The organism is Myxococcales bacterium (assembly GCA_016717005.1).
Classification (GTDB): Bacteria; Myxococcota_A; Polyangia; order Haliangiales; family Haliangiaceae; genus UBA2376.
This window is the reverse complement of the sequence record JADJUF010000046.1, coordinates 1-26,272: the sequence shown is the minus strand read 5'-3', so window position 1 is coordinate 26,272 and position 26,272 is coordinate 1. Positions and strand designations below refer to the sequence as shown.

23 protein-coding genes are annotated in these 26,272 nt (G+C 74.5%); 14 read left to right on the top strand and 9 right to left on the bottom strand.

All coding sequences use genetic code 11. From position 1 onward, the window contains the following. Positions 1-178 precede the first annotated feature (178 nt). Genes IPL61_38670 through IPL61_38660 form a run of 3 tightly spaced genes read left to right on the top strand, consistent with a single transcriptional unit; the run spans position 179 to position 5,918 of the window. A complete protein-coding gene (locus IPL61_38670; GenBank protein ID MBK9037108.1) occupies positions 179-1,513 on the top strand; it encodes a TolC family protein in 1,335 nt (444 codons plus the stop codon). Further along, positions 1,513-2,745, top strand: a complete 1,233-nt coding sequence (locus tag IPL61_38665; protein ID MBK9037107.1) for an efflux RND transporter periplasmic adaptor subunit — start codon at positions 1,513-1,515, stop codon at positions 2,743-2,745. Before IPL61_38670 ends, IPL61_38665 begins: the two co-directional genes overlap by 1 nt. Beyond that, positions 2,745-5,918 (top strand): efflux RND transporter permease subunit, encoded by a 3,174-nt coding sequence (locus IPL61_38660; GenBank protein MBK9037106.1) that lies wholly within the window; start codon positions 2,745-2,747, stop codon positions 5,916-5,918. The genes IPL61_38665 and IPL61_38660 overlap by 1 nt, the downstream gene beginning before the upstream one ends. On the opposite strand, the gene IPL61_38655 is transcribed toward IPL61_38660, so the two are convergent. After that, the gene (locus IPL61_38655) at positions 5,919-6,482 is read right to left on the bottom strand and encodes a hypothetical protein (GenBank protein MBK9037105.1); all 564 of its coding nucleotides are present in this window, start codon (positions 6,480-6,482) and stop codon (positions 5,919-5,921) included. 121 nt (positions 6,483-6,603) lie between these two features. Between IPL61_38655 and IPL61_38650 the strand changes: the two genes are divergently transcribed. After that, positions 6,604-7,293 carry a hypothetical protein gene (locus IPL61_38650; protein ID MBK9037104.1) on the top strand — a complete coding sequence of 230 codons (690 nt, stop codon included), beginning with the start codon at positions 6,604-6,606 and terminating at the stop codon, positions 7,291-7,293. 8 nt (positions 7,294-7,301) lie between these two features. Here IPL61_38650 and IPL61_38645 read toward each other — a convergent pair whose 3' ends face one another. After that, entirely contained in the window at positions 7,302-8,222 is a 921-nt protein-coding gene (locus tag IPL61_38645; protein MBK9037103.1) for a hypothetical protein, read from the bottom strand. 60 nt (positions 8,223-8,282) lie between these two features. On the opposite strand from IPL61_38645, the gene IPL61_38640 reads away from it, so the two are divergent. Then, entirely contained in the window at positions 8,283-9,659 is a 1,377-nt protein-coding gene (locus IPL61_38640) for a hypothetical protein (protein ID MBK9037102.1), read from the top strand. A 195-nt stretch (positions 9,660-9,854) separates the two neighbouring features. Next, positions 9,855-11,135: a serine/threonine protein kinase gene (locus tag IPL61_38635; GenBank protein MBK9037101.1), complete on the top strand. Its 1,281-nt coding sequence runs from the start codon at positions 9,855-9,857 to the stop codon at positions 11,133-11,135. A gap of 54 nt (positions 11,136-11,189) precedes the next feature. On the opposite strand, the gene IPL61_38630 is transcribed toward IPL61_38635, so the two are convergent. Genes IPL61_38630 through IPL61_38620 form a run of 3 tightly spaced genes read right to left on the bottom strand, consistent with a single transcriptional unit; the run spans position 11,190 to position 13,761 of the window. Beyond that, positions 11,190-11,819 (bottom strand): PIG-L family deacetylase, encoded by a 630-nt coding sequence (locus IPL61_38630; protein MBK9037100.1) that lies wholly within the window; start codon positions 11,817-11,819, stop codon positions 11,190-11,192. Beyond that, positions 11,816-12,547, bottom strand: a complete 732-nt coding sequence (locus IPL61_38625; GenBank protein ID MBK9037099.1) for a WbqC family protein — start codon at positions 12,545-12,547, stop codon at positions 11,816-11,818. The genes IPL61_38630 and IPL61_38625 overlap by 4 nt, the downstream gene beginning before the upstream one ends. After that, entirely contained in the window at positions 12,544-13,761 is a 1,218-nt protein-coding gene (locus tag IPL61_38620; protein MBK9037098.1) for a glycosyltransferase, read from the bottom strand. The genes IPL61_38625 and IPL61_38620 overlap by 4 nt, the downstream gene beginning before the upstream one ends. A 389-nt stretch (positions 13,762-14,150) precedes the next feature. Between IPL61_38620 and IPL61_38615 the strand changes: the two genes are divergently transcribed. The 3 genes from IPL61_38615 to IPL61_38605 are packed head-to-tail and all read left to right on the top strand — an operon-like array spanning position 14,151 to position 17,355. Beyond that, entirely contained in the window at positions 14,151-15,653 is a 1,503-nt protein-coding gene (locus IPL61_38615) for a hypothetical protein (protein ID MBK9037097.1), read from the top strand. Next, positions 15,644-16,687, top strand: a complete 1,044-nt coding sequence (locus IPL61_38610; protein ID MBK9037096.1) for a hypothetical protein — start codon at positions 15,644-15,646, stop codon at positions 16,685-16,687. The genes IPL61_38615 and IPL61_38610 overlap by 10 nt, the downstream gene beginning before the upstream one ends. After that, positions 16,684-17,355: a hypothetical protein gene (locus IPL61_38605; protein ID MBK9037095.1), complete on the top strand. Its 672-nt coding sequence runs from the start codon at positions 16,684-16,686 to the stop codon at positions 17,353-17,355. The genes IPL61_38610 and IPL61_38605 overlap by 4 nt, the downstream gene beginning before the upstream one ends. Positions 17,356-17,411: 56 nt before the next feature. On the opposite strand, the gene IPL61_38600 is transcribed toward IPL61_38605, so the two are convergent. From IPL61_38600 to IPL61_38585, 4 genes are all read right to left on the bottom strand, one after another. Continuing rightward, complete coding sequence (locus tag IPL61_38600; GenBank protein ID MBK9037094.1) at positions 17,412-18,614, bottom strand: EAL domain-containing protein; 1,203 nt, start codon at positions 18,612-18,614, stop codon at positions 17,412-17,414. A gap of 8 nt (positions 18,615-18,622) precedes the next feature. Beyond that, positions 18,623-19,834, bottom strand: coding sequence for a serine/threonine protein kinase (locus IPL61_38595; GenBank protein ID MBK9037093.1), 1,212 nt, complete (start codon positions 19,832-19,834; stop codon positions 18,623-18,625). A gap of 247 nt (positions 19,835-20,081) precedes the next feature. Then, complete coding sequence (locus IPL61_38590; GenBank protein ID MBK9037092.1) at positions 20,082-20,432, bottom strand: response regulator; 351 nt, start codon at positions 20,430-20,432, stop codon at positions 20,082-20,084. Further along, a complete protein-coding gene (locus tag IPL61_38585; GenBank protein ID MBK9037091.1) occupies positions 20,408-21,523 on the bottom strand; it encodes a hypothetical protein in 1,116 nt (371 codons plus the stop codon). Before IPL61_38585 ends, IPL61_38590 begins: the two co-directional genes overlap by 25 nt. A 57-nt stretch (positions 21,524-21,580) precedes the next feature. On the opposite strand from IPL61_38585, the gene IPL61_38580 reads away from it, so the two are divergent. From IPL61_38580 to IPL61_38560, 5 genes are all read left to right on the top strand, one after another. Beyond that, positions 21,581-22,003: a response regulator gene (locus IPL61_38580; GenBank protein MBK9037090.1), complete on the top strand. Its 423-nt coding sequence runs from the start codon at positions 21,581-21,583 to the stop codon at positions 22,001-22,003. Beyond that, entirely contained in the window at positions 21,949-23,712 is a 1,764-nt protein-coding gene (locus IPL61_38575; GenBank protein ID MBK9037089.1) for a PAS domain-containing protein, read from the top strand. Before IPL61_38580 ends, IPL61_38575 begins: the two co-directional genes overlap by 55 nt. 201 nt (positions 23,713-23,913) lie before the next feature. Then, positions 23,914-24,069: a hypothetical protein gene (locus IPL61_38570; GenBank protein ID MBK9037088.1), complete on the top strand. Its 156-nt coding sequence runs from the start codon at positions 23,914-23,916 to the stop codon at positions 24,067-24,069. A 2-nt stretch (positions 24,070-24,071) separates the two neighbouring features. After that, positions 24,072-24,644, top strand: a complete 573-nt coding sequence (locus IPL61_38565; GenBank protein ID MBK9037087.1) for a hypothetical protein — start codon at positions 24,072-24,074, stop codon at positions 24,642-24,644. 416 nt (positions 24,645-25,060) lie between these two features. Continuing rightward, complete coding sequence (locus IPL61_38560) at positions 25,061-25,207, top strand: hypothetical protein (GenBank protein ID MBK9037086.1); 147 nt, start codon at positions 25,061-25,063, stop codon at positions 25,205-25,207. Positions 25,208-26,272: the final 1,065 nt, after the last annotated feature.

Below are 26,272 nucleotides of genomic sequence, written 5' to 3'. Positions count from 1 at the left end.
GCGGTCGCATCGGGGCGTCCTGACCCAGGTCGGCGCGGGATGCCACGCGCTGGGGCAGGTAGAACGGTGCCTGCCTCCTCGGCGTCGCGGCCTGGTTCCTGCTAGACCTCGGCGGCACGCGCGCGCCGCTCGGCGCGCGCCGCGGAGGATCATGGTGCGCATCGCAATCTCTCTCGCCGTGGTGGCATGGTTCGCCGCCGCGGCCCAGGCCGACGGCCTGACGCTGACGATCGACGAGGCCATCGCGCGGGTCGAGCCCGCCGCCGAGACGCTGGCCGCTGGGCGCGAGGATCTGGCGCGGGCCCGCGCGCAGATCGACGTGGCCAAGGCGGGCCGGCTGCCGACGGTGACCGGCTCGGCGTCGTTCCAGCGCACGCTGGTGTCGGAGTTCGGCAGCGTGTCGTTCCAGCTCCCGGGCATCAACCCGGGTGATCCGCCGCAGCAGATCGATCTCCCGATCGGTCAGCGCAACGTCTGGCGGGTCGGCGTCAACGTCACCCAGCCGCTCTACGACGGCGGCCGGGCCCGGAGCTCGATCGCGCTGGCCCGGGTCAGCGCCGACGCGACCGAGCTCGGCCTGTCCGGCCAGCGGACCGCGCTGGTGTTCACGGTGGCGCAGGCGTACTGGGACACCGCGCTCGCCGTGCGCGCCGTCGAGATCGGCGAGGCCGGGCTGGCCTCGGCCGAGGAGACCCTGGCCCAGACCCAGCTGTCGTTCGCCAACCAGGCCGCGGCCGAGTTCGATGTGGTCCGGGCCCAGGTCGCGCGCGACAACCTCGCGACCGGGCTCATCCAGCTGGCCGCGCAGCGCGACATCGCGATGATGACGCTGGCCCGGCTGATCGACGCGCCCCTCGACCAGCCGATCGCCCTGGCGACGCCGCTCGAGATCGACGACGGCGGGCTCGCGGTCGGCGCCGGGGCTGGCGTCGCGGGCCCGGCCGGCGCGCCGTCGGTCGCGGTGGCCCAGGCCGAGCTCGACGTCGCCGCGCGCGAGGCGGCGCTGCGCCTGACCCGGGCCGAGCGCCTGCCGCAGGTGAACGCGTCGACCGATCTCGGCGCGGTCGACTACCCCGACGACATCCACCCGTTCAACACCGACTGGCGCGCCAGCTGGACGATCGGCGTCGGCGTGTCGGTGCCGATCTTCGACGGCTTCCGCCGCCGCGCCACCGCGGCCAGCGCCCGGCGTGAGGTGGCGGCGGCCCGGGCTCGGCTCGCCGACGTCCGCGAGCGGGTCGCGGTCGACGCGCGCGTCGTCGACGCGCAGGTCGCCGCCGCCACCGCCACCTGGGACCAGGCCCGCCGCACCGTCGAGCAGGCCCGGCGCGCGTTCGCGATCGCCGAGCTGCGGTTCGCGCAGGGCGCGTCGTCGCACCTCGAGCTGGTCGACGCCCGCAACCAGCTCGAACAGGCCGAGCTCAACCGCGCGCGCTCGGCGCGCGACGTCCGCGTCGCCACGCTGCGGCGCGATCTGCTGGCCGGGCTCCCGCTCGGCGCTGGAGGACCGTGATGTTCGCTCGCACCCATCGTCGCCCGTGGTCGGCCCGGCTCGCCGTCGGCGTCGCCCTCGTCAGCGCGGCCGCCGCCGGCACCGTCGCCGGTTGTAAGAAGGCGGCCCCGCCGCCGCCGCCGGCCGCCATCGCCATCACGATCACCGCCGAGGATGCCGTCATGGTCCGCCAGACCGTGCTCGAGACCGGCCCGCGCATCAGCGGCACGCTCGAGGCGCGCGAGCGCGCGGTGGTCCGGGCCGAGGTCGGCGGCAGCGTGGTCGCGATCGGCCCCGAGCTGGGTGACCCGGTCGTCAAGGGCGCGCTGCTCGTCCGGATCGAGGTCAAGACCTTGGGCGACACCGTGCGGTCGGCCGAGGCCGGCGTCGGTTCGGCCCAGGCCGCGGCCGCGGTCGCGCAGCGCGAGGTCGAGCGCACCGAGCCGCTGGTCAAGGGCGGGGCGCTCGCGGCGCGCGAGCTCGACCGCGCCCGGGCCAACGCGGCGGCGGCGGCGGCGGCGGTGACCCAGGCCAAGGGTGGCGTGGCCGCGGCCCGGAGCCAGCTCGGCGACGCCACCGTGCGCGCGCCGATCACCGCGGTGGTCGCGGCCCGGCAGGTCAACGTCGGTGACATCGTCAGCCCGGGCGCGCCGCTCTACGATCTGGTGGTGCCGGCGACGATGCGCCTGACCGCGACGGTGTCGTCCGACGACCTCAGCGCGGTCGCGGTCGGCAAGCCCGTCACGTTCTCGGTGCGGGGCTACCCGGGCCAGAGCTTCGACGGCTCGATCACCCGGCTGGCGCCGGCCGCCGACCCGGTGACCCGCCAGGTGCCGATCCTGGTCGATCTGCCCAACCCCGGCGGCAAGCTGATCGCCGGCCTGTACGCCGACGGCCGGATCGCCGCCGAGCAGCGCGCCGCGGTGGTCGTGCCGTTGGCGGCGGTCGACACGTCGTCGGACCGGCCGACCGTGATGCGGGTCCAGGGCGACGTCGCCGAGCGCGTGCCGGTGACCCTGGGCCTGCGCGACGACCGCCAGGAGCTGGTCGAGATCACCAGCGGGGTCGCGGTCGGCGAGGTCGTGCTCTTGACCCGCGCCGCCCGCGGCATCACGCCGGGCGCCAAGGTGGCGCTGCCCGGCGCCGCGCCCCGCGCCCCGGCCGCGCCGTCGCCGCCGAGCGCCCCGCCGACGGCGCCGGCCGCGCCGCCGCCCACGCCGGCCGCCAAGCCGACCACGCCGGAGCACGGCTGATGTGGATCTCGGACTACGCGATCCGCAAGCCGATCGTCACCACCGTCGTGATGATCGCGCTGGTGGTGTTCGGCCTGGTGGCGCTGTCCCGGCTCGACACCGACGAGTTCCCCGACGTCGAGGTGCCGCTGGTCGCGGTCACCGTGGTCTACCCGGGGGCGTCGCCGGGCACGGTCGAGCGCGAGCTGGTCGATCCGCTCGAGGAGTCGTTCCAGTCGCTGGCCGGCGTCGACAACATCCAGTCGACCGCGGTCGACGGCTACGCCGTGATCATCGTGTTCTTCCGGTTCGGCAAGGACATCGGCGCGGCCGCCCAGGACATCCGCGACAAGATCTCGGAGAAGCGGGCCGATCTGCCGACCGAGATGGAGGAGCCGATCCTGTCGCGGTTCAAGGCCTCGGACTTCCCGATCGTGTCGCTGGTGCTGGCCTCGGACACCCTCGATCCGGTCGACCTGACCGAGCTCGCGGAGCAGCGGGTGTCGCGGGCGCTGTCGGCGATCCCGGGCGTGGCGTCGGTCAGCGTCGTCGGCGGCACCAAGCGCGAGATGACGATCGCGATCAGGCCGCGGGCGCTGGCCGCGGTCGGGCTCGGGATCCCGCAGGTGGTCGCCGCGGTCGCGACCCAGAGCCTGGCGGCGCCGGTCGGGCGCCTGACCGGGCCCTACGACGAGCGGACGATCCGCCTGCGCGGCCGGCTCGAGACCGCGCGTGACTTCGAGCAGCTGGTGCTGACCCGCTCGGGGACGTCGGTCGTGCGGCTCGGCGACGTCGCCGACGTCGCGCCCGGCGCCGAGGACGCGCGCTCGGCCGCGCTCTACGACGGCACCGGCGCGGTCGCGATCGACATCAAGAAGGCGTCGGGCTACAGCACGACCGACGTCAGCGCCAAGATCCGCGCGGTGCTCGCCGAGCTGCGGGACGAGCTCGGGACCAAGCACCCCGGCACGCGGCTCGAGGTCGTGCGCGACTCGGGCGTGCGGGTCGAGGCGTCGGTCGACGACGTCAAGAGCTCGCTCATCGAGGGCGCGCTGCTCACGATCCTGGTGGTGTTCGTGTTCCTCAAGTCGTGGCGCTCGACGGTGATCACCGGCCTGGCGCTGCCGGTGTCGGTGATCGCGTCGTTCATCGCGGTGCTGGCGTTCGGGTTCACGCTCAACGTGATGTCGCTCCTGGGCCTGTCGCTGGCGATCGGCATCCTGATCGACGACGCGATCGTCGTGCGCGAGAACATCGTGCGCCACATGGAGCGCGGCAAGGACCACGTCGCCGCGGCCAAGGACGGCACGTCCGAGATCGGCCTGGCGGTCGCGGCGACGACGTTCTCGATCGTCGTCGTGTTCGTGCCGATCGCGTTCATGGGCGGCGTCGCGCAGCAGTGGTTCGCGCCGTTCGCGCTGACGATCGCGTGCTCGGTGCTGGTGTCGCTGTTCGTGTCGTTCTCGCTCGATCCGATGCTGTCGGCGGTCTGGCCCGACCCCGAGGCCACCGGCCACCAGAAGACCTGGCTGACCCGCAAGCTCGAGTTCTTCGATCGCGGCTTCAACGCGCTGACCCGGTTCTACAAGCGCGTGATCCGGTGGGCGCTGCGCCACCGCCTGCTGATGGTGGTCGTGATGTTCTTCGTGCTGATCGGCACCGCCGCGATCCCGGGCACCGGGATGGTCGGGTGCGCGTTCATGCCGATCCAGGATCGCTCGGAGTTCACGATCCAGATCGAGACCCCGCCCGGGTCGAACCTCGACTACACCCGCGGCAAGGTCGCCGAGGCGGTGGCGCTGGTCCGGGCCCACCCCGAGGTGGCGTACACCTACGCGACCGTCGGCGGGCAGGGCGGCACCGTCGACTCGGCGTCGATCTACGTCCGGCTCGTGCCCAAGGGCAAGCGATCGGTCCACCAGGACGTGATCGCGCAGCGGGTCCGCAACCAGATCCGCGCGCTGTCGGGCGTCGTCGCGTACATCTCGACCGGCGGCTTCGGCCCGGCCAAGCAGATCCAGATCGAGCTGACCGGCGAGGACTTCGCGGTCCTGACCGACCTGGCCGAGCAGGTCGCGGCCCGGGTCGCCACCGTGCCGGGCGCGGTCGACGTCGGCCTGTCGAGCAAGGGCCAGCGGCCCGAGGTCGAGGTCGTGCTCGATCGCGAGCTGGCCGGCGCGCTCGGCGTGTCGGTGGCCGACGTGGCGCAGTCGCTGCGGCCAGCGTTCACCGGCCTCGACGTCGCCGACTGGATCGATCCGGCCGGGCGCACCCGCGACGTCATGGTCCGGGTCGGCGCCGACTGGCGCCAGCGGCCCGAGGACCTCGAGGCGCTGCCGCTGGTGCTCAACGGGCCCACCGGCGCGACCACGGTGCCGCTCGGGCAGATCGCCAAGGTCAACCGCAGCCTCGGCCCGACGTTGATCGAGCACAAGGACGGCGATCGGGTGATCACCGTCGGCGCCAACACCGAGGGCCGGCCGCTGTCGGCGGTGATCGCGGACATCGAGAGCAAGCTGGCCGATCTGTCGCTGCCGCCCGGCTACGAGCGGCGGCAGGGCGGCGAGGCCGAGGATCAGGCCGAGGTGTTCACGCGGATCTTCATCGCGCTCGGCGCGGCGGTGATGCTGATGTACTTCATCCTGGTGATCCAGTTCGGCTCGTTCCTCGAGCCGCTGCCGATCATGGCGTCGCTGCCGCTGTCCTTGATCGGGGTCATGCTGGCGATGCTGGTGACCGGGTCGACGCTCAACCTGATGAGCATGATCGGCGTGATCATGCTGATGGGCATCGTCGCGAAGAACGCGATCTTGCTGATCGACTTCGCCAAGCAGGCCGAGCGCGAGGGCCTGTCGCGCGAGGAGGCGCTGGTCGAGGCCGGCGGGGTGCGGCTGCGCCCGATCATCATGACCTCGGTCGCGATCGTCGCCGGCATGTTGCCGATCGCGATCGGCTCGGGCGAGGGCGGCGACTTCCGGGCGCCGCTGGGCCGCGCGGTGATCGGCGGCGTGATCACGTCGACGGTGCTGACGCTGCTGGTGATCCCGACCTACTACGACATCCTCACCAACGGCCGCGATCGCCTGATCCGGTTCCTGCGCCGCAAGCGCCACGCGCCGGGCGCGCCGCCGGCCCCGGTCACCCCGGCGCCGGTCGAGGCCGCGCCCGCGCCGGCCGAGCCGGCCGGGCCCTGATCACTGCACGGTGACGTTGAGCGTGTAGGGGCCGAACGCGGTGTCGCTCCAGCTGTCGACGACGACGTAGACCGTGGTCGCCGCCGTCGAGGTGTAGCTCGCGACCTCGGGGCTGGCGCCGTCGCTGCCGGCCAGGCAGATCGGTGTCAGCACGCACGGCTGGACGATCTCGACGGCGCCGTCCCAGCCCTGGGGATCGAGCGTGGCCGTGATGGTCTTGCCGGGGCCCATCGTGACCACGTAGACCGCGTCGGGGCCGTCGTTGGTGAAGCCGGTGCACGCGGTCGGCGGCTGGACGTCGTTGTGGTAGCCGGTCAGGTCGCCGGTGATCGTGGCCCCGGTGGCGCCGTGGGCGGCGGTGGTGACGTCCTCGGCCCCGGCGCACACGTCGTTGCCGGCCGGCCGGCCGTCGCTGCCGGGGGCGTCGGTCGGCGCGTCGGCGCCGGCGTCGGCCGGGGGCCCGTCGGTGGTCGCGTCGACGCTGCTCTCGGCCTGCGCGCACGCCGCCAGCGCGGTGGCCAGGGTGGCGGCCAGCGCCAGGTCTCGAGGCCCGCGGCACGACATCGTGCAACGGTACCGCCGACCGCACCGCGCTGCCAACCTACCGACCACCGTACCGGCGCCGGGATGTGGCGCGGGTCGCAGCGTGGTCGCCACCTGCGGGCGTGCGCGGTAGCCTGGACCGATGCAGGCAACCAGCGCGCGGTCGTCGGGCGAGCTGCTCGACGCGGTCCAGACCCTGGCGCGGCTCGAGGCGTTCGCCAGCGATGACTACGCCGCGCAGCTGGCCGCCGAGCTGGCGAGCCACGACGTGTCCGACGCCGGGCTGGCCGCGCGCGACGCGGCCCTGGCCGCCGCGCTGATCGCGATCGACGGGTTCACCGGCAAGGCCATGCGGATCCGGCTCGAGCACGCGCTGGCCGACGACACGGCGCTCGGGGCGAGCTTCCGCGCCAACCTGGCGGCGACGGTCGTGGGGTTCGCCGACGATCTGGTCCGGCTCGGTCACCGCGTGGCCCAGGCCACGGTCCGCACCGCGCCGGACCGGGCGGGCGCGGTCGCGGACGCCGTCGTCGCCCAGGCCGAGGCGGCCCTGGCCCAGCGCGCGGCCCTGCGGGGCACGGTGGCGGCGCTGGCCCGATCGCTGGCGGCGGCCGCGCTGCCGGTCGCGCGCGCCGCGGCCGCGGATCGCGGGCTCGACGACAGCGCCCGCGCCCGGTGGTCGGGGGTGCGCCAGGAGCTCGCGGCCGTGGTCGCGGCCCCGCTGCGGATCGCCTCGGCGCCGTGGGCCGCGCGCGTCGCCGGGCACGAGGCGGTCGACGAGCGCGCCCCGGTGATCGAGCCCACCTTCGGCGAGCTGATCGAGCTCGACTGAACGTTGGATCAGAACGAGGCGCGCACGCCGACGATCGCGCCGCCAGCGGTCGGCGCCACCTCGATCGGCGCCGGCGTCCGCAGCGCGCGATACCAGAGGTAGCCGCTCGCCACCGCGCCGACCCCGGCCAGCGCAGCGACCGCCCACGACCCGTGCTGGTAGGCGCGGGCGGTGTCGACCCGGTCGGCGTAGACCTCGGGCGGGATCTCGGGCAGGCCGGCGTCCGCGGCCCAGGCGCGGGCGCGCAGGTAGAGCAGGCCAGCGGTGACGCCGACCGCGACCGTGGCCCCGGTGGCGATCCACGCGGGCGCGGTGCGGCGGTGGACCGGGGGCGGCGTCGTCGTCGGCGGCGGCCCGATCACTGGCGCGCGGGTCAACGTCGGGCGGACGGTCTGGTGATCGCGGGTCGTGATCTCGACCCCGACGTCATCGGCGACGTAGCCGTCGGCGGTCACGTGCAGCGTGTGCCGCCCGAACGGCAGCCACACCAGGCGGGCGCCGACCAGGGTGTCGCCGACGCCGAACGCGCTGATGGTGAACGCCGCGGCGGCCGGCTCGGGGTTCACGTCGATGGGCGCGAACTCACCGGCGCGGAGCTGGTCCTCGGCCGTCGCGAACACCGCGCGCACCGACGCCAGGAAGCCGGGATCGAGCGAGCCGCCGCGGGTCAGGCACTGTCCGAGGTACAGGTGGGCCCGCGGCAGATCGCGCGCCTTGTGGAACGCGACGCCGACGTTGCACAGGAACTCGGGGCGGGGGTCCGCGGCGTGGGCGTCGCGGAAGCTGGCGGCCGCGCCGAGAAAGTCGCCGCCTGCGGCGCGGGCCTCAGCCTCGGCGGCGAGCGCGTCGGCGCGGTCGGGATCGGGCGCGGCGGCGGCGGCGGCCGGCGTGATCAGCGCCACGGCGAACACGAACGTCGCGACCCTCACGTCGTCATCGTAGCTGACCGTGCGTTGCGCCGGTATCGGCGAGCGGTAATACTCGTGAAGATGCCGGGGCTCCAGCACGCGTGCGCCCTGATCGCCCTGGCCGGCGCCGCCGGCTGCCTCGACGTGCCCCCGTACCGACCGTGCGCGGGCGATGGCGACTGCGACGGCTGGCCGGCGGTGGCGGCCAACCCCGCGGCCAACGACTGCGACGACGACAACGCGCTGGTCCACCCCGGCGCCGAGGATGATCCTGGGACCACCGTGGTCGAGGACTGCTTCGCGAGCGCGCTCGCGACCCCGCTGACCCCGGTCGCGCCGCTGGCGCGCGGCTGGACCGTCGGCGACCTCGTGCTCGAGTTCGACAGCACCTCGGCGATGCCGTCGAGCCTGCGCCGCGGCGCTGACGAGGTGCTGGCCGGCAACAACGACAGCTGCGTGCGCGACGAGCGGTTCGCGGGCATCTCGATGTACCCGGCGTTCGGGGTGGACGGCCGCTCGTCGCAGGTCGGCCAGGCCACCACGCTCCGCAGCGGCCCGGCCCTGGCCACCACCCGCGTCACCTGGGAGCAGGCCGTGCCGGTCGCCGCGACGGTGTTCGGCTGCGACGCCGCGACCACCGTCACCGGCGTCGTCGACTTCACCGTGCAGCCCAGCGGCCGCATCGTGCGGCGCGATCAGGTGACGCTCAGCGCCGGGGTCATGACCTGCGCCGGGTGCGCCGATCCCGATGGCAACCCGGCGATCCTCACGAGCTACTTCACGTTCCCGACCGCGCTCGATCGCTACCAGGTCGATCCGGCGACCGTCCCGGGGCCGTTCCCCGCGGTCGGGGCGGCGGCCAAGCTGTCGGCGCCGGCGGCGCCGATCACCGCGTGTATCAGCGGGGCCGGGAGCGCGCTGCCGCAGGTCGGCCTGGCCTGGTCCTTCCCGACCGCCATCGCTGGCATGCGCGCCCGCACCACCGACGACACCCGCGCCAACCGCGCGATGGTCGTCGACTGGGTCAACCGCGGCGGCGCCGCCGCCGGAGCCTACGAGCTGGTGACCGCGGTGGCGGTCGAGACCGACCGCGTGGCCGACTGCTCGCGCGAGCTGCGCGTCGCCATGACCGAGTTCGCCCGGCCGCCGACCTTGACGCCGACCACGTTCGTGCCGGCGCGCGGCACCTACCGCTTCAGCGGCGAGGTCGGGGCGGGCGTGATGATCACCGCCGATCAGGGCGTCGAGCGCGGGGCGGTGATCGAGGTGCCGACGTTCGGCCAGCGGGGACTGACCGTGTGGACGAGCAGCGGCGGCGGCGCGTACCAGCGGTCGCGCCGCGGCCAGGACTACCTGGTCCAGTACGAGGCCGACGACACCTCGGTGGTCTACCTGCCGACGATCACCGCCGGCAGCTCGATCGTCATCGCCGGCCCCGGCGGCGAGCCGCCACCGTGACCGATGGCGAGCCCGACCACGGCCAGGGCGCCGAGTCGTACTGCTCGGCGTGCAACCAGTCGTTCGCGCCCGAGGTCTTGAGCTGCCCCAACGACGGCGCGCGGCTCATCAAGTTCGCGGCCAGCAAGGATCCGCTGATCGGGCGCGCGCTCGACGGTCGGTTCGAGGTGCGCGCGCCGATCGGCCCGCGGCGGCATGGGCACCGTGTACCGGGCGCTGCAGCTGTCGGTCGATCGCGAGGTGGCGGTCAAGGTGGTGCACCCCAAGCTCAGCGATGACCGGCAGGCCGCCAAGCGGTTCTTGCGCGAGGCGCGGCTGGCGAGCCGCCTGAACCAGCCCACCGTGGTGCAGGTGATCGACTTCGGCCAGACCGAGGACAACATCCTCTACCTGGTCATGGAGCTGCTGCGCGGTCGCACGCTCGCCAAGGAGCAGGCCGGGCGCCGGCTGCCGGCGCGGCGCGTGTGCGGCATCGCCCTGCAGCTGTGCGACGCGCTCGAGGCCGCCCACACCCAGGGCATCGTCCACCGCGATCTCAAGCCCGGCAACATCGTGGTCCTGGCGGATCCGCCGGGGCGCGACCTGCTCAAGGTGCTCGACTTCGGGCTGGCCAAGTCGCTCGTGAGCGAGAGCTCATCGCGCGTGACCAACACCGACGCCATCCTCGGCACGCCGCTGTACATGAGCCCCGAGCAGATCCAGGGCAGGCCCAGCGATCCCCGCAGCGATCTGTACGCGCTCGGCTGCATCCTGCACGAGCTCCTGAGCGGGGCGCCGCCGTACCTCGACGAGTCGGTCAACCTGATCCTGGCCAAGCACCTGTCCGACCCGGTGCCGCCGTTGCCTCCGGAGGTGCCAGCCCGGCTCCGGACCCTGGTCGCCGAACTCCTGGCCAAGGACCCCGAGGCCCGCCCGGCCAGCGCCGCCGAGGTGCGGGCGTCGGTGCAGCGGGTCATCGACGGCGGCGCCGCGGCGTGGCCCGAGCCCGAGGTCGCCGACACCGTGCCCGAGGTGCGCGCCGAGTTCGCGGCGACCCAGGCCCCCGCGCCGACACTCCCGGCGGCGCCGGTCGCCGCGGCGGCGCCCCGGTCGCGGCGGTGGTGGCTGGTCGCGGCCGCGGCGGTGGTGGCGGCGGCGGCGGCGGCGGCGATGCTCGTCGCCGTCGGTGGTCGCCACGGCTCGTCGCCCGCCTGGGCGGGCCCGGTCGATGCGGCCGCCGGCGCCACGGCCGTCGCGGCGCCCGCGGTCGACGCCGGCGTCGGCGTCGATGGCCCGCCGATCGACGCCGCGCCGATCGACGGGGGCGCGCCGGTCGACGGGGGCGCGCCGGTCGACGCCCGGCGCCGGGACGATCGTGACCGCGGCCCGCGCTTGGTGATCGACGCGGGGCCGCCGGCGCGACCGCCGGTCGATGCGGCGCCGCCGCGCCCGCCGATCGACGCGCCCGACCTCGACTTCTACCCGGGCAAGCGCTGATCGGTGCCGGGCGTGCCGGGCCGCTTCGGTCCGGACCCGTCCGATCCGGCCCCGTCAGATGCGGACCCGCAGGACCTCGTAGGCCTCGGCGTAGGCGTAGCCGCTGATCCGGCCCATCGCGCGGGCCAGGTCCCGGCTCGACTCGAGATCGAGCTTGGGCACCTGCGACGTGTGCGCGCCGATCGCCGCGATCTTGGTGTCGATCGTCGTCGAGATGTCGGCGAAGCACTGGCCGATCGAGCGCGACTGCGCGTTCATCTCGGGCGACGACAGGAACGCCAGCAGATCGCACGGCGACCGGCGCAGCGCCGACACGGTCGCGCGGTTGACCAGGCTGTGATCCCAGTGGAGGTCGTGGGCCGAGTGGGTGATCACCAGATCGGGCCGGCAGTCGCCGACCATGTGATCGAACCGACGCACGAGCTCGTGCATCGGCAGATCCTCGACGCGGCACGGCCGATCCTCGAGCACCACCAGCCGCGCGCCGATCAGCGCCGCGGCGGCCTCGGCCTCGGCCCGTCGCACCTCGGCCTGGTTCGGCACCGAGACCACGACCATCGTGACCATCGCGCCCTCGCGGGCCAGCCGGGCCAGGAGCCCGCCGGCGCCGACCTCGAGGTCGTCGGGGTGGGCGCCGAACGCCACGACCCGGCCGCCCTTCTCTTCGTCGAAGATCCGGTTCATCGCGCGACCTCGGCCGCTGGGGCGGCGCCGCCCGCGGCGAGGATCGCCGCGGCGTCGGGGCCGCAGTTGAGGATCAGATCGAGGAACCCGAGGTGCGACGCGAAGCCGAGCTCGGGGTAGCGCTGCGGGTAGACCGGGTGGGTGAACCGCTGCCACACCACCGCGATGCCGGCCGCGCGCAGGGCGTCGACGTCGAGGTAGTCGACCGAGCCGCCGCGCCCGGACAGGTACGCGCGGGCGCCGACCTTGCGGCACAGGTCGATGATCCGTTCGGTCTTGGCGCCGACCAGCTCGAGCGACGACGCCCGCAGCACTGGCCGGGTGACGCCGAGCCAGCGTCGGGCCAGGTCGAACAGGTGGCCGTCGAGGTCGGCCAGCGCCCGCCACGGCCGAGCGTAGACGTCGGCCAGCTCATCGCGGTAGCGGGCGAAGTGCGGGCTCTTGCGGTAGTGGGTCTCGATCGTCAGCCAGGTGCGGCGGGCCCAGTGCTCGCGCGGGCTGCCGCCGTTGGCGATGCGCTTGTCGCAGATGCGCTCGTGCTGCGGGCCGCGCTCGAGCGGCACCGTCACCCAGGCCGGGCCGTGGTTGAGCTTGAGCTTGTTGCGGTGCTGGAAGTTGCCGGCCTCGAACTGCAGATCGTCCATGATCACGAACACGTCGGCCTGCGCGACCTTGTCGAGGTAGCCGAGCCAGGGCAGGTAGGCGGGCTGGTGCGCGGCGACGATCATCGCGGGCCTCCGGTGGCGACCGGCGGGGCGGCGACCGCGCCGTGGCCGCGGGTCTCCCAGCTGGCGGTGTCGAGCGTGAACAGCCCCAGCGGCGTCAGCAGCACGTACGCCACCGGCATCAGCACCGCCATCGGCAGGAACGCGATCGGGTGGACCCGCAGCCACGGCGGCAGGCGGCGGGTCGACGGCGCCAGGTAGTAGATCAGGCCGAACAGCGCGATCAGCGCCACGTGGAACTGGATCAGGCCGAGGAGCTCGCCGGCGGCGACGTGGGCGATGATCACGAACGGGTAGACCAGCAGCAGCATCAGCATCGAGAGGTACTGGATGCAGACCAGCGGGTGCAGCTTCCACGCGTGGCCCAGGCCGCACGCGAAGTCGACGATGTTCGAGCGCTTCCACCGGAGCTGCTGGTTGAAGTAGCCGCGCAGGTCGGTCGGCGCCTTGGTGAAGCACATCGCGTCCATCGTCATGACCGTGCGGTAGCCGGCCTTGACGATCTGCCGGGTCAGGAACCGGTCCTCGCCGTACTTGATCGGGATGCCGAGGATGTTGCGGTCCTCGAGGATCGGCTCGAGCGCCAGCAGCACGTGCCGGCGGTAGGCGGTCAGGCAGCCCGACAGGCACATGACCGAGCGCAGCGCGCGCTCGAGGTTCTTCAGGTGCTCCTGGCCGAAGTAGTACTTGATCGTCTGGAGCTTCGACAGCCAGTTGTCGTTGGGGTTGGAGACGTGGACGCGGCCGCCGACCGCGGCGACCTCGGGGCCGGTGAACCGGGCGACCAGCTCGCGCAGCGCGGTCGGGTAGACGATCACGTCGGAGTCGACCGACACGATGATCTCGGACGTGGCCTCGCGGACCGCGTGGTTGATGCCCTTGCGCTTGCCCATGTTGTGCGGGTTGCGCAGCACCCGGACGTTGCCGAACTCGGCGGCGGCCCGGCACGCCCACTCGTACGAGTCGTCGGTCGAGCAGTCGTCGACGACGGTGATCGCCAGCTTCGCGGCCGGGTACTCGAGCCCGACCAGGCTGACGATCGTGTCGTAGATCGAGCGGCCCTCGTTGAACAGCGGCACCACGACGGTGATCGTCGGCTCGTAGCCGGTGATCGTCTCGTCGAAGCGGCGGCCGCGCACGCGGGTGAGGTAGAACCCGAACACGTAGCGGTTCAGGAACACGATGAAGATGAACAGGTAGAGCGGTGAGGTCGACATCGGTCGCGCCAGCGCGCGTCGGTCGCTACAGCAAGTCCGGTGCCGCGCGCGTGCGCGTGTGGTGTCGCGTGGTCCGCGCGATCGGCGCGCGGGCGATCGGGGTCGCGGCTTCCCAGCAGCGGGGCCGATGCCCACACACGTCCGCACATCGCACGAACGTTGCGCTGGTGCGCACGCGTGGTTAGCGCGCGCGATCGCCGCGCGGCGCGTGGCGACCTTCTTGCAATTCGTCGCGTCGCCGCTGCGCGCGGCACCCTATGCCCGAACCCAAGTTGCGCACCGCTCCGTCGCCCGCCCGTCCGCGCGTCGCCGCGCCTCGCCAGCCTCCGCGCGTCGCCGCGCCGACGGCGTCCGAGCCCGACTGGGATGGGGCCCACGACACCGTCGTGATGCCCGCGGGCGACGATCGCTCTCCGACCAACGTCATCCCGTTCGTGCCGCCGCGCGACGGCGCGGCCGCGGCGCTGCGCTCGCGCGCGCTCACCTCGTCGACCCTGGCGGCCGGCTGGGATCGCGCGCAGCCGGCGGCGCTCGCGGCCCGCGCGCCGACGCCACGGCGCGAGCCCACGCCGCCGCCGCCGCGGCCACGAGTGCCGGCGCCGGTCGCGTCCCAGGCGCTCGCGCCGACCGTGCACGGCGCGAACGCGCTGGCGCGCCCAGCTCCGGTAGCGGCTCCGGTGCCGGCGCCGGTGCCGGCGCCGGTCGCGGCTCCGGCTCCGGTCGCGGCTCCGGCTCCGGTCGCGGCTCCGGCTCCGGCTCCGGCTCCGGCTCCGGTCGCGCACGCGTACGCGCCGCCGGTCGCCGCGCCCGATCGCTGGCACGTCTTCGAGAAGCTGGGCCTCGGTCGCCCGGCCGAGCTGTCGAAGACGTCGGCGAAGTGGCTGGTGTCGGCGTATCGCCTGCTCGGCTTCATCGTGCTGACGGTGATCGTCATCGTGCTGGTCGGCTACCTCGCGACCAGCGCGTTCTACGTGGTCAGCGACAGCTGGGTGCGCCCGACCGTGGTCTCGGCGACCGACGAGCGGGTGCTGGCGCTGCAGGCCCAGGTCAGCGAGCACGAGACCAGCCGCGACCAGCTCGCCGCGCAGCTCCGCCACGCCGACCGGTCGATCGCGGTCGAGCAGACCTACCAGCTCGAGTTCGCGCGGGCGATCCGCGCCGACCTCGAGGGGCGCACCGCGGCGCTCGGCCGGGTTCGGGCGCTGGCGCGCGACTACGCCGGCGCCCGCGCGCGCATCCAGCGCTCGAACCAGGCCTACGCCTCGGCGTCGCAGCGGCGCATGGCCCAGGAGTACTCGGCCGGGCTGATCGATCGCGCCGACATGCTGTCGGGCCGATTCCAGGTGGCGCAGATCACCAGCTCGAGCTTGACCCTGGCCGAGCGCCAGGCCGAGTTCGAGACCCGGGCCGCGGCGCTCGAGGCCGAGGCCGGCGCGCTGGCGGCGATCGTGTCGGAGCGGGGCGGCGACGAGATCCTGTCGTACGAGGTGCTGCGCATCAAGGCCGAGTACGACCGCTCGCGGCTCGACACCGCCCGCGCGATCGAGGAGCGCGAGGTGGTCAAGGCCAGCCTCGAGCGCCAGGACGCGGTGCTCGCCGACCTGCGCGGTACGCCGTACCTGCGCGCGCTGGCCGATCACGCCGAGGTCGCGTTCGTGCCCTACGACAACCTCCACAACGTCTCCGTCGGCGCGGGCCTGTACCGGTGCAGGCTCGGGATGATCGTGTGCAGCCGCGCCGGGAAGGTGCTGGCGATCGTCCCGGGCGAGGTCACCGGCAGGCACCCGCACCGCGACAAGACCCTGCGCGGCCAGCTCATCGAGGTCCAGCTCGACCGCGCGGGCGCGCGCGAGGACGTGCTGTTCGTCGGCGGGAAGCCGCTGTGGCTGTGATCGTCCGGATCGCGCTGGCGGGCGCGCTGGCGCTGGGGCTCGCGGCCGACGCGGCCCGCGCCGACGACGACGGGTATTGCCAGCACGCGCGCGCGGTCGCCGCGGCGGACGCGGCGCTGGGGCTGGCGCCGTCGGTGTTCGGCTCGTACGGCTACGTCGAGGCGCCGGCGACCACCGCCGCGCCCGATCCGACCGCCAACGCCACCCGCACGACCGTCGGCGTGGCCTACCGGGTCAGCGGCGCGGTCGAGGGGCTGCTCACGCGGGCGCGCGCCGACGCCGACTGTCGCCGCCACGCCGCCGGGCAGGCGTTGGGCGACGCCGCCCGCGCTCAGGCGCTCGCGGCCCGGGCCGAGGTGTTGACGGCCGCGCTCGCTGAGACCGACGCGCTGGTCGCGCGCGCGGTCGAGGACGTCGCCGCGCGCCGGGCCACGAGCCCGGAGCTGACCGCGTTGCGGCTGCGGGTCGCGGACCTGCGGGCCCTCGCCGACGCGACCGCCGCCGAGCGCGCGCGCCTGCCGAGCGCCGACGCCGGGCCGCTGCCCGGCGCGCTGGCCCGCTACCAGCGCGCCGACGCCGACGTCGAGCGCCGCGAGGCCGCGCTGCGGGTCGCGCGCGCCTTCGATCTGACCGTCCGCGCCGGCTACGACTCGCTGGCCGGGCGCGCCGACGACAGCCCGTACTTCGCGGTGGTGTCGGCGTCGGTCAACGTCGGCGTGGTCTGGCAGCTGGTCGCTAACCGCGACGCCGCGGCCGGGCGTCGACGCCTGACCGAGCGCGCCCCCGGCGGCGCCGGCAACCGCGCCCGCCTCGCGGCCGAGCTGACGGCCGAGGCCGCCCGCGCGACCGACAGCGCCGCGCTGGTCGACGAGCTCGAGCGCCAGTACCAGCAGGTCCGCGGCGTCGGCGGCGACGCCGGCCGGCGCGTCGCCCAGACCGTCTGGTTCGATCTGGTCCGGGTCCGCGCCGAGCACGCGTACCTGGTCGCGCACGTCGCCGCGCTGCGATCGATCCTCGGGTCGGCGGCGCCATGAGAGCCCTGGCGCTGCTCGGGCTCATCGCCGCGTGCGGTCGCGGCAACGCCGAGCCGGCGGGGCAGGGCGCGCGGGCGCCCGCGGCCGGACCGGGCGCGTGGTGCGTCACCCGCGGCCAGGCCGAGCTGATCGACGGCGCCGCGGAGATCGCCGACCCGACCTTCCGCGCGGTCGCGCCCGCGACCGTCGGCGATCGCGCCACGCTCGCGTTCACCTACCGCGGCCCGACCGCGCGCACCGCGGCCCTGGCCTCGGGCTCGATCCGCCAGCAGCTCGGGCTCAAGCTGCGCGCCGAGGACGGCTGCAACCTGATCTACGTGATGTGGCGGGTGGCGCCGACCGCCGAGCTGGTGGTCTCGGTCAAGCGCAACCCCGGCCAGCACGTCCACCGCGCGTGCGGCGTGCGCGGCTACGACGAGGTCGCCCGCGTGCCCGCGCCGGCGCTGACGCCGGGCGCCGCCGGGGTCCTGGCCGCGGCCATCGACGGCGACACGCTCGCGGTCACGATCGATGGCGCCGAGGTCTGGCGCGGGCCGCTGCCCGCGGCCGCGCGTGAGCTGCGCGGCCCGGCCGGCGTCCGCTCCGACAACGTCGTGTGGCGCGCGCGCCTGGAGGCGCCGTCGGGGCCCGCGGCCGGTCGCTGCGGTGCGCCCGACCGCGACGACTGACGCGCGGCGGCCGCGGCGCGACGCGGGCACGTGCGCCACCGAGGCCGCCCGCGCGGTCAGCCCGGCCCGCGCACGGCGATGGCCGGGAACCCCGGCCCCGGGCGCGCGAACAGGTAGCCCTGGAGGAGCGGGACGCCGAGGTCGGCGATCGTGGCGCGCTCGGCCTCGGTCTCGACGCCCTCGGCGACGACGCGGCTGCCGAGCTCGCGGCACATCGTCGCCATCGCGCCGACGACCCTGCGCTTGGTGGGGTGCGCGTCGATGCCGCGGACCAGCGAGATGTCGAGCTTGACGACGTCGGGCTCGAGCGCCGCGAGCGAGGCCAGCCCGGCGTAGCCGGCGCCGAGGTCGTCGACGGCGATCCGGAAGCCGAGGCGACGGAGCATCGCCACGCGGGTCGTGACGTCGGCGACGCGATCGAGCGCGACCCGCTCGGTGATCTCGAGGATGACCCGGTCGGCGATCTGCGTCAGCGGCGACGACGGCGAGTAGAGCTCCTCGTCGTTGAGCTCGAGGCCGTGCAGGTTGACGAACAGCTCGGCGCCCGCCGGCGCGTCGGCGGCCGCGCGCGCGACCGACGCCCGCACCAGGCGGCCGACCTCCTGGATCCGGCCGAGGCGCTCGGCGACGCCGAGGAACACATCGGGGCGGCGCAGCGACGCCTCCTCGGTGCGCAGCAGGGCCTCGTAGGCGACGACGCGGCCGCCGCCCACCTCGACGATCGGCTGGAACGCCATCCACAGGCGGGTGATCGCGTTGCCGAAGCGCGCCTCCAGATCGGCGCGGTCCTCGACGCCCGCCGGGCTGCCGAGCTCGCCGAGCAGGGCCACCGCCTTGCGCTGCATGCGGGCCATCCCGTGGCGCCGGGCGGCCCGGGCCACCGCCTCGGCCAGCGCGTCGGGATCGAACGGCTTGGTCAGGTACGAGACCGCGCCGTGGTTGAGCGCCACCATCGCGGTGTACAGCGAGGGGTCGCCGGTGACGAGCACGACCGGGATGTCCTCGTCGCGCGCGCGGATGCGGTCGAGCAGCTCGAGCCCGCTGAAGCCGGGCATGTTGACGTCCGACACGACGCAGTCGAGCGTCTCGTGGGACCGGTCGAAGATCTCGGCGGCCTCGTCGCCGTCGGCGGCGACCAGGACCTCCCACCCCTCGGCCCACAACGTGGCCTGGCACAGCGCGCACAGCACCGGATCGTCATCGGCGACGAGGACCCGGCCGAGGTTCTTGCGATGGTTGGCGCCTCTGGTCTTTGGCATGGCTGTGATCACTCGCCGTTGGTCGGCTTGCGGGGGAGCCACCGGCGCCAGCCACCGCCGCCGCGCGTGCGCAGCGCCGCGGCGAGGCCGGCGGCGAGCTCGGCGGCGCTCTGGTGGCGATCGTCGGGCGCCTTGGCCAGCGCCTTGCGCACGACCGCGGCCAGCGCCGGCGGCGCGTCGTCGGTCAGCGCCGGCAGCGGCGCCGAGAGGTGGCGGGTCAGGAGCTCGCGGACCGTGGGGGCCTGGTACGGCGGGTGGCCGGTGAGCATCTCGAACAGGATACAGCCCAGCGCGTACAGATCGAGCCGGTGGTCGCTGGGACCGTCGACGATCTGCTCCGGCGCCATGTACAGCGGCGTGCCGACCGTCCAGCCCTCCTGGGTCAGCCCGGGGCTGCCCACCAGCTTGGCGGCGCCGAAGTCGCCGATCTTGACCTGCAGGGCGTCGCTCACGAACACGTTCGAGGGCTTCAGATCGCGGTGCACGACGCCGGCCGCGTGGGCGGCGCCCAGGCCCGCGGCGAGCTGGCGCGTGATCTCGACCGCGTCGTCGATCGGCAGCGGTCCGTCGGCGAGCCGCCGGTCGAGGGTCGGCCACGGCGACAGCTCCATCGCCAGGAACGGGCGTCCGTCGGGCAGCTGGCCGTAGTCGAGGATCTCGATGACGTTGGCGTGGCGGAACCGCGACGCGACCCGGGCCTCGCGCAGGAACCGCGCCACGGCGCGCGGATCGCGGGCCTCGGTCGGCCGCAGCAGCTTGAGCGCGACCTCGCGATCGAGCGCGAGGTGCAGCGCGCGGTAGACGATCGCCGTGGCGCCGTCGCCGAGCTCGTCGAGGAGGCGGTAGCGCCCGCCCAGATCGTCGCGCCGCTCCGCCGGGCCGTCGTCGGGACCGCTGGCCAGGCGCCGGAGCTCGAGCCGGGCGCCGTGCGCGCGCTCAGGTCGTACGCGAGCATCACGTCCGCGTCGACGTCGTCGGCGCTGAGGTGGACCAGGCCGTACTGCTCGCCGTCCCGGCCCAGGTCGACCCGGGCCAGCACCGCCAGGCGGCCGCTGACCGCGCGGCCCAGCGTCGCCGGCAACGTGCAGAGCGGGCGCACGTACGCGCCGACCTCGAGCGACGCGCGGATGCCGTGCTCGGTCGGCGCCAGCAACAGCCCCAGGGTCGGGGCGTGGACCGGGATGCGCACCAGGGCGTCGGCCAGCGCGCTCGGATCGCACGCGGCGAGCAGGGGCGCGAGCTCGGCGTCGGCGTCGCGCGCCGCGGGGCCGTCGACCCGGATCCGATCGACCGCCGCCTCGATCCCGACGCTGAGCGGCGACCGCGTCAGCGGGTGCCGATCGGGCGCGACCTCGAGCAGGCGCGGATCGATCGCGGCCAGGTCGGCCATCGCCGCGTCGCGGCGCGCCGCGATCGCGCGCGCCTCCAGCTCCGCGCGGTGGGCGTCGAGTCGCTCCAGCGCCGCGGTCACGGCCGCGCGGGCTCGACCTCGTCCCAGGGCTTGGTCAGGTACCGGAACACGCCCTGGTCGTTGATCGCGGCCAGCGCCGAGTCGAGGGTCGCGCGGCCGGTGAGCATCATCCGGATCGCGAGGGGCTGGCGGGCGCGGATCGCCGCCAGCAGGGCCAGCCCGGTCATCTCCGGCATGTCCTTGTCGCTGATCACCACGTCGATCGGCTCGCGCTCCACGATCGCGAGCGCCTCGCCAGGTGCCTGCGCGGTCAGGACCCGGCGCCCGGGTGCCGCGAGCACGCGGGCCAGGGCCCGGGTGATCGACGCCTCGTCGTCCACGATCAGCAGGGTGCGTGGTCGGTCCATGTCAGACGCTCACGGGCAGGGTCAGCGTGATGGTCGTGCCGCCGTCGGCGCGCAGCGGCGGCGATCGCGCCGCCGTGCAGCCGGACCACCAGCGCGGGCAGGTACAGCCCGAACCGGCCACCGCCGGCGTGGGGCTCGACCAGCGCCGCGAGCTGATCAGCGGCGATGGCGTCGCCGCGATCGGCGATCTGGATCACCGCCGCCGCCGCGTCGCGCCCGATGGTCACGGTCACCTCGCTGCGGCGCGGCGCGGCGCGGACGGTCCGCGCGATCGCGCGCTCGAGCGCGCGGCCGAGCAGCAGCGGGTCGGCGCTGAGCTCGAGGTCGTCCCCGACCACGGCCAGGGTCACGTGCCGGTGTGCGGCCTCGTTCGCCAGCGCCGCGAGCGCGTCGTCGACCAGCGCGCGCAGGGCGACCGGTCCCCGGGTCGGCGTGAGCGCGCCGTCCTCGAGCTGGCGGATCCTGACCAGGTCCTCGACCTGGTTCCCCAGGTCGTGGGTCGCCCGTAACGCCTGGTCGATCATCGCGAAGGCCTCGGCGTCCTCAGGGTCGCGCTGGAGCAACCGCAAGAACCCATCGAGCCCCGCCACCGGTCCGCGCAGATCGTGGACGAGGCGGCGCGCGAGCTCGTCCTGCACCTGGCGCAGCTGCCGGGCCTCGCCGAGCTGGGCCCGGAGCTGGGCCTCCTGCCGCTGCCGACGCACCAGCGCCTCGACCCGGCGGCGCAGCTCGCGCACGTCGGGCGGCGCCGTGACGACATCGTCCGCGCCGAGCGCGAACGCGCGGTCGCGGGCGTCGGCGTCGGCCGCGGTCACGATCAGCACCGGCAAGAACCCGTCGCCGTGCTGGCGCTTGAGCTCGCGGCACGGCGCGCCGCTGGCGGCGGGGCCGGTCAGCACCACCAGCTCGATCCCGCCGTCCTCGATCCGCGCGCCGGCCGCGGCGGCGTCCTCGGCCGTGACGACGGCGTGGCCCGCGAGGGCCGCGAGCACCGGCGCGGCGGCGACCGGATCGTCGCCCACCGCCAAGATCCGCGCGTGCTCCTCGGACATCGATCGGTGGCCCATGATCTTCCAGACGACCAGGTGCACCGGCCGTACGTCTCACGGTATGCTAACATTGATGGAAGCGGGGGATGTGGTCTACCAATGGCGTCTGGCTTGAAAGTTCTGATCGTCGATGACCGAGCCGACGGGGCGGGGCTCGGCGACCTGATCATGGGCGCAGGCCATGTCCCGGTGGTTGCGGCCGGCCGGGCCCACGCGCTGGCGCTGGCCGCCGACGTCGATGTGGTGATCCTGGACCTGCGCGCCGCCGGCACCGACGGCCTCGAGGTCCTCGGCCTGCTGGTGGCGTCCGGACGACCGGTCATGGTGATCGCGGCGCGGACGGACCAGGCGCTGCGGACCGCGGCGCTCGATCGCGGCGCCGTCGACCTCCTGGCCGCGCCGGTCGATCCGCTCGAGCTGGGCGCGCGGCTGCGGCTGCTGGGCGCGCGGGCGCGTCGCCCGCGGTCGTGGCGGCCGATGACCGCGGCCGCCACCTGTGCCAGCTGCTCCTCGACAGCCTGACCGATCCGGTGGCGATCCTCGACGAGGACGGCGCGCTCGTCGCCGTCAGCCAGGCCTGGCGCGACCACGCCGCGTCCGGGGCGTCGCTGGCCCGGGGCGGCGAGGGCGCGGACTACCTGGCGGCCTGCGCGGCGACCCCGGGCGGACCGCCGCTCGCCGCGGCCATCGAGCAGGCGCTCGCGGGGGCGGCGGCCGTCGCCGAGGTCGAGTACCACGCCGCCGCCGCCGGCGAGCTCCGGTGGTTCGCGTGTCGGGTCCGACGCTGCGCCGGCGACGGCCCGGCCCGGGTCGTCGTCACCCACGTCGACGTGACCGCGGCCAAGCGCGCGCAGTGGGAGTCGGCCGAGCAGGCCGAGCGGCTGCGCCTGCTCAGCTCGGCCCTCCCGCTGGTGCTGTGGCAGGCCACCATCGACGCCGGCGCGTTCGCGATCCGGTGGGTGAGCGCCAACGCCGAGCGGGTCCTCGGGGTCTCGGCGGACGAGCTCGCCGACGCCGCTGGCTGGACCGCGCGCGTCCACCCCGAGGACCTCCCGGGCCTGCGCAGCGTCGACGCGAGCGCGGCCGGCTCGGCGCAGTGGCTCGAGCAGTACCGGTGGGTGCGGCCCGACGGCGTGGTGCTGCACCTGCAGTCGGGCATCACGACCCGGCCCAACCCCGACGGCTCGACGCTGATCCTCGGCTTCGCCCTCGACATCTCGGACGCCAAGGAGCTCGAGCGCAAGCTGCTCCAGGTCGACAAGATGGACGCGGTCGGACAGCTCACCGGCGGCATCGCCCACGACTTCAACAACCTGCTCGCGGTGATCCTGTCGTTCGCCGGCTTCGTCCACGCCGAGCTGGCCGAGGGCGACGCCCGGCGGGATCTCGACGAGGTGCTCCGGGCCGCGAACAAGGGCGTCGAGCTGATCCGGCAGCTGCTGGTGTTCTCGCGCCAGCAGCCACAGGTGAAGCGCGCGCTCGACGTCAACACCTCGCTCGCGGCGCTGACCAAGATGCTCAAGCGCACGGTCGGCGAGAACATCGAGCTGGTGGTGACGCTGAGCCCGCGCGCGGCGGTCGTGTTCCTGGATCCGGTCCAGGTCGACCAGGTGGTGATGAACCTCGCCGTCAACGCCCGCGACGCGATGCCGCGCGGCGGCGAGCTGAGGATCACGATCGCGCACCCGGCCGAGCCCTCGGGCAACTTCGACGCCGGCCGGTTCGTCCGGATCCTGGTCGGCGACACCGGCACCGGCATGGACGCCGAGGTCGCGGCCCGGATCTTCGAGCCGTTCTACACGACCAAGGGGGTCGGGCAGAGCACCGGCCTCGGGCTCACGACGTGCGCGGCGATCGTCCACGACGCCGGCGGGACGATCCGCATCGACACCGAGCCGGGCCGCGGCACGACCTTCGTGATCGAGCTGCCGGTGTGCGACCTGCCGATCGAGGACGTCGCGGCGTCGATCGTCGATCGGGTCCGCGCTCAGCACGAGCACGTGCTGGTCGTCGAGGACGACGCCGCCCTGCGCCGGGCCGCGGTGCGCATCCTGAAGTCTGCGGGCTATCGCGTGAGCCAGGCGGCGGACGGCGGCGACGCGATCCGCTGGCTCGACGAGCCGGGCCGCGAGGTCGACCTGGTCTTCACCGACGTCGTCATGCCTCGGTCGGGCGGCTACGCGGTCGTGAGCCACGCGCAGCGCCGGATCCTGGCGCGGCGGTGCTCCTGACCTCGGGCTACCTCGACGGGCGCGCGGCGCCCACCGCCGACGTCGATCACCTGACGCTGCTGTGGAAGCCGTACTCGTCCGCGAGCCTGCTCCGCGCCGCGCGCGCCCGCTGAGCCAGGCCCAGGCCGGCGCGGTGCTGGCGCCGCCGCGCCCGGTCGCGCCACCGCCGCCCCCGGGTCGGTGCCCTCGCCAGGCGGGCCGGTGCTGCTGATCGAGGACGGACAGCTGATCGGCGTCGCGCTCCGCCGCACCCTGGTCCGGCTCGGCGGCTACGAGGTCGAGCTGGTGGAAACGTCGCGGACGCGCGCGCCGCGCTCGCGGCGGGGCCCGAGCCGGTCGCGATCCTGTGCGATCTGACGTTGCCCGATGGTTCCGGCGCCGGGTTCGTCGCGAACCTGCAGCGCGACCGTCCGGACCTGGCGCGGCGGATCATCGTCCTCACCGGCGGCGCCGTCGACGCGGCCGCGCGCCAGCTGGTCGCCGACGGCGTCATCGAGTGCTGCAGCCTGCCGGTCGAGCCCGAGCTGGTCCTCGCGCGGGTCGCGGCGGTCGCGGCCAGCGCCACCGCGCCGCCGCGCCGCCTGCGGACCACGGCGCTCGGGCAGCTGCTGCCGAACTTCGAGGCGCGCGCCGCGCCCGCGCCGACGATCGCAACGGCGCCCGCGCCGGTCAGGGATGGGCGGTCGCCTGCGTCGACGCGACCGCTCCGGATCGCGGCGCGGGCCGCGCCTGGCACTGCACCGCCGCGCTCGGCACCCCCGACCTGGCGGCTGACCTCGAGGAGACCCGCCGACACTTCGACGCCGCGATGGCCAGCCTCGGCGTCGCGTTCCAGCCGATCGTGCGCAGCCACGACCACTCGACGTTCGGGTTCGGAGGCGCTGCTGCGGTCCGACGACCCGCTGCTGTCGACCCGCCACCGAAGGTGCTGACCGCCGCCGAGGCGCTGGACGGGGTCGGCGCGCTCGGGGGTCAGCGTCCGGACCGCGATCGCCCACGCGCTCGCGCTGCACCCCGGGATCGACGTGAGGTCATCTTCGTCAACGTCCACGCCCAGCGGGCTGCGCGCCGCGGCGCTGTGCGCGACCACCGAGCCGATACGCGCGCACGCGGCGCGGGTCGTGCTCGAGGTGCCCGAGCGGGAGTCGCTGGCGCTCGGCCCCGACTTCCAGGCCGCCGTGCGGGCTGCGCGCGGCCGGCTACCGGATCGCGGTCGACGGGCTGTCCGAGGGGCTCGCTCTGGCCGCGCGTGCCTCGCGCAGCTCCAGCCCGACATCGCCAAGATCGACCTGGCGCTGGTCCGGACCGCGGCGCTCCGCCGCCCCGGCCTCGCGTCGCTCGTCGCCGCGTGTCGGCGCGCCGGCATCACGACCGTCGCCAGGGCGCCGAGACCGCCGACGAGGTCAAGCTGCTCACCGACGTCGGCTTCGACCTCGTCCAGGGCTACTACTTCGCCCACCCCGGCCCAGCGTTCCCGTCGATCACCGAGCGGTGAGCGGGAAGCGGCAGGGCGGCGTTGAGGCTGACCTGGGGACTCGCTGTTCGCGCGGGCGAGATCCGGCGGATTCTTGGAGCCTCAGTCGGGCGCGCGCCTCCGCGGTACCGGACCTCGAGCCGGGGAAGTTCGGCGCGCTCGCAAGGTCTCACGCACCTGCGCCGCGCCGTGGCGGCATCGACGGTCTGGGCCGTGCCGTCGGCGAGCGACGCGGAGCGGCGATCGACTCGGTCACCCACGTCTCGGCGGCGTCCTCGTCCTCCTCCGGGATCCACGCTGCGCAGGAGCGCGCTCGCGATGCGGGGCGGTCGCGTACCGGAGGTCGAGGGCCTCGGTGAGCAGCTTGCTCGGGTCGACCATGGGGGCATTCTAGCGCGCGTCGGGCGGGCTGGCCGGGTCAACACGCCAGCGCCGTACGCCCGGCATCAGCGAGCGCCCGGGTGCCGAGCGGCGGCGCCACGAACACCGACAGGTCGACGAGTGAGGCCGGCGCAATCGCCGTCGATCGACGGTGTCGACAGCGGCGACAGCGGCGACAGGGAGTCGCGGGCGCTCTGCGGTCGAAATGCAGCTTGACGCTGACGGGTTCAGTGGCCTTCTAACTGGTGGTCACCGATCCCAGAGATCAAGAGCTGTCGAATTTGCCGAATAGTCCGAGCGCGCGGTCGGTTGAACACCGATTCGCTCTCATGCACCCTGTTTGGCGGGGCGTGCCGACTCGGTGATAGTTGGGCTCTTGCGCCAAGAGCTGGACTCGGTAAGTACGGATTATCTTCCTCTTGACCACGAAAGATAGGGCGACTCGTCGCTGTCGATCCGCGCAACACTCGACGGCGAACGGTGGAGGCTCGTCGTCAACGGCAAAAGCGCCAGCTGGTGATCGATCGCGCAATGGTCGAACGCGCCAACGCACTGCGCGGCTGGACCCGCAGCCTTTGCTAGTTCGGATGTGCGTTTATTCACCTCTCGAGTTTTCACGATCATCATGCACGCGACCCACTCAAGGCACTGCCGGCCGCGGAACGAATCGCGTTTCTCGAGCACCTACGCAACAACCTGGTGGTC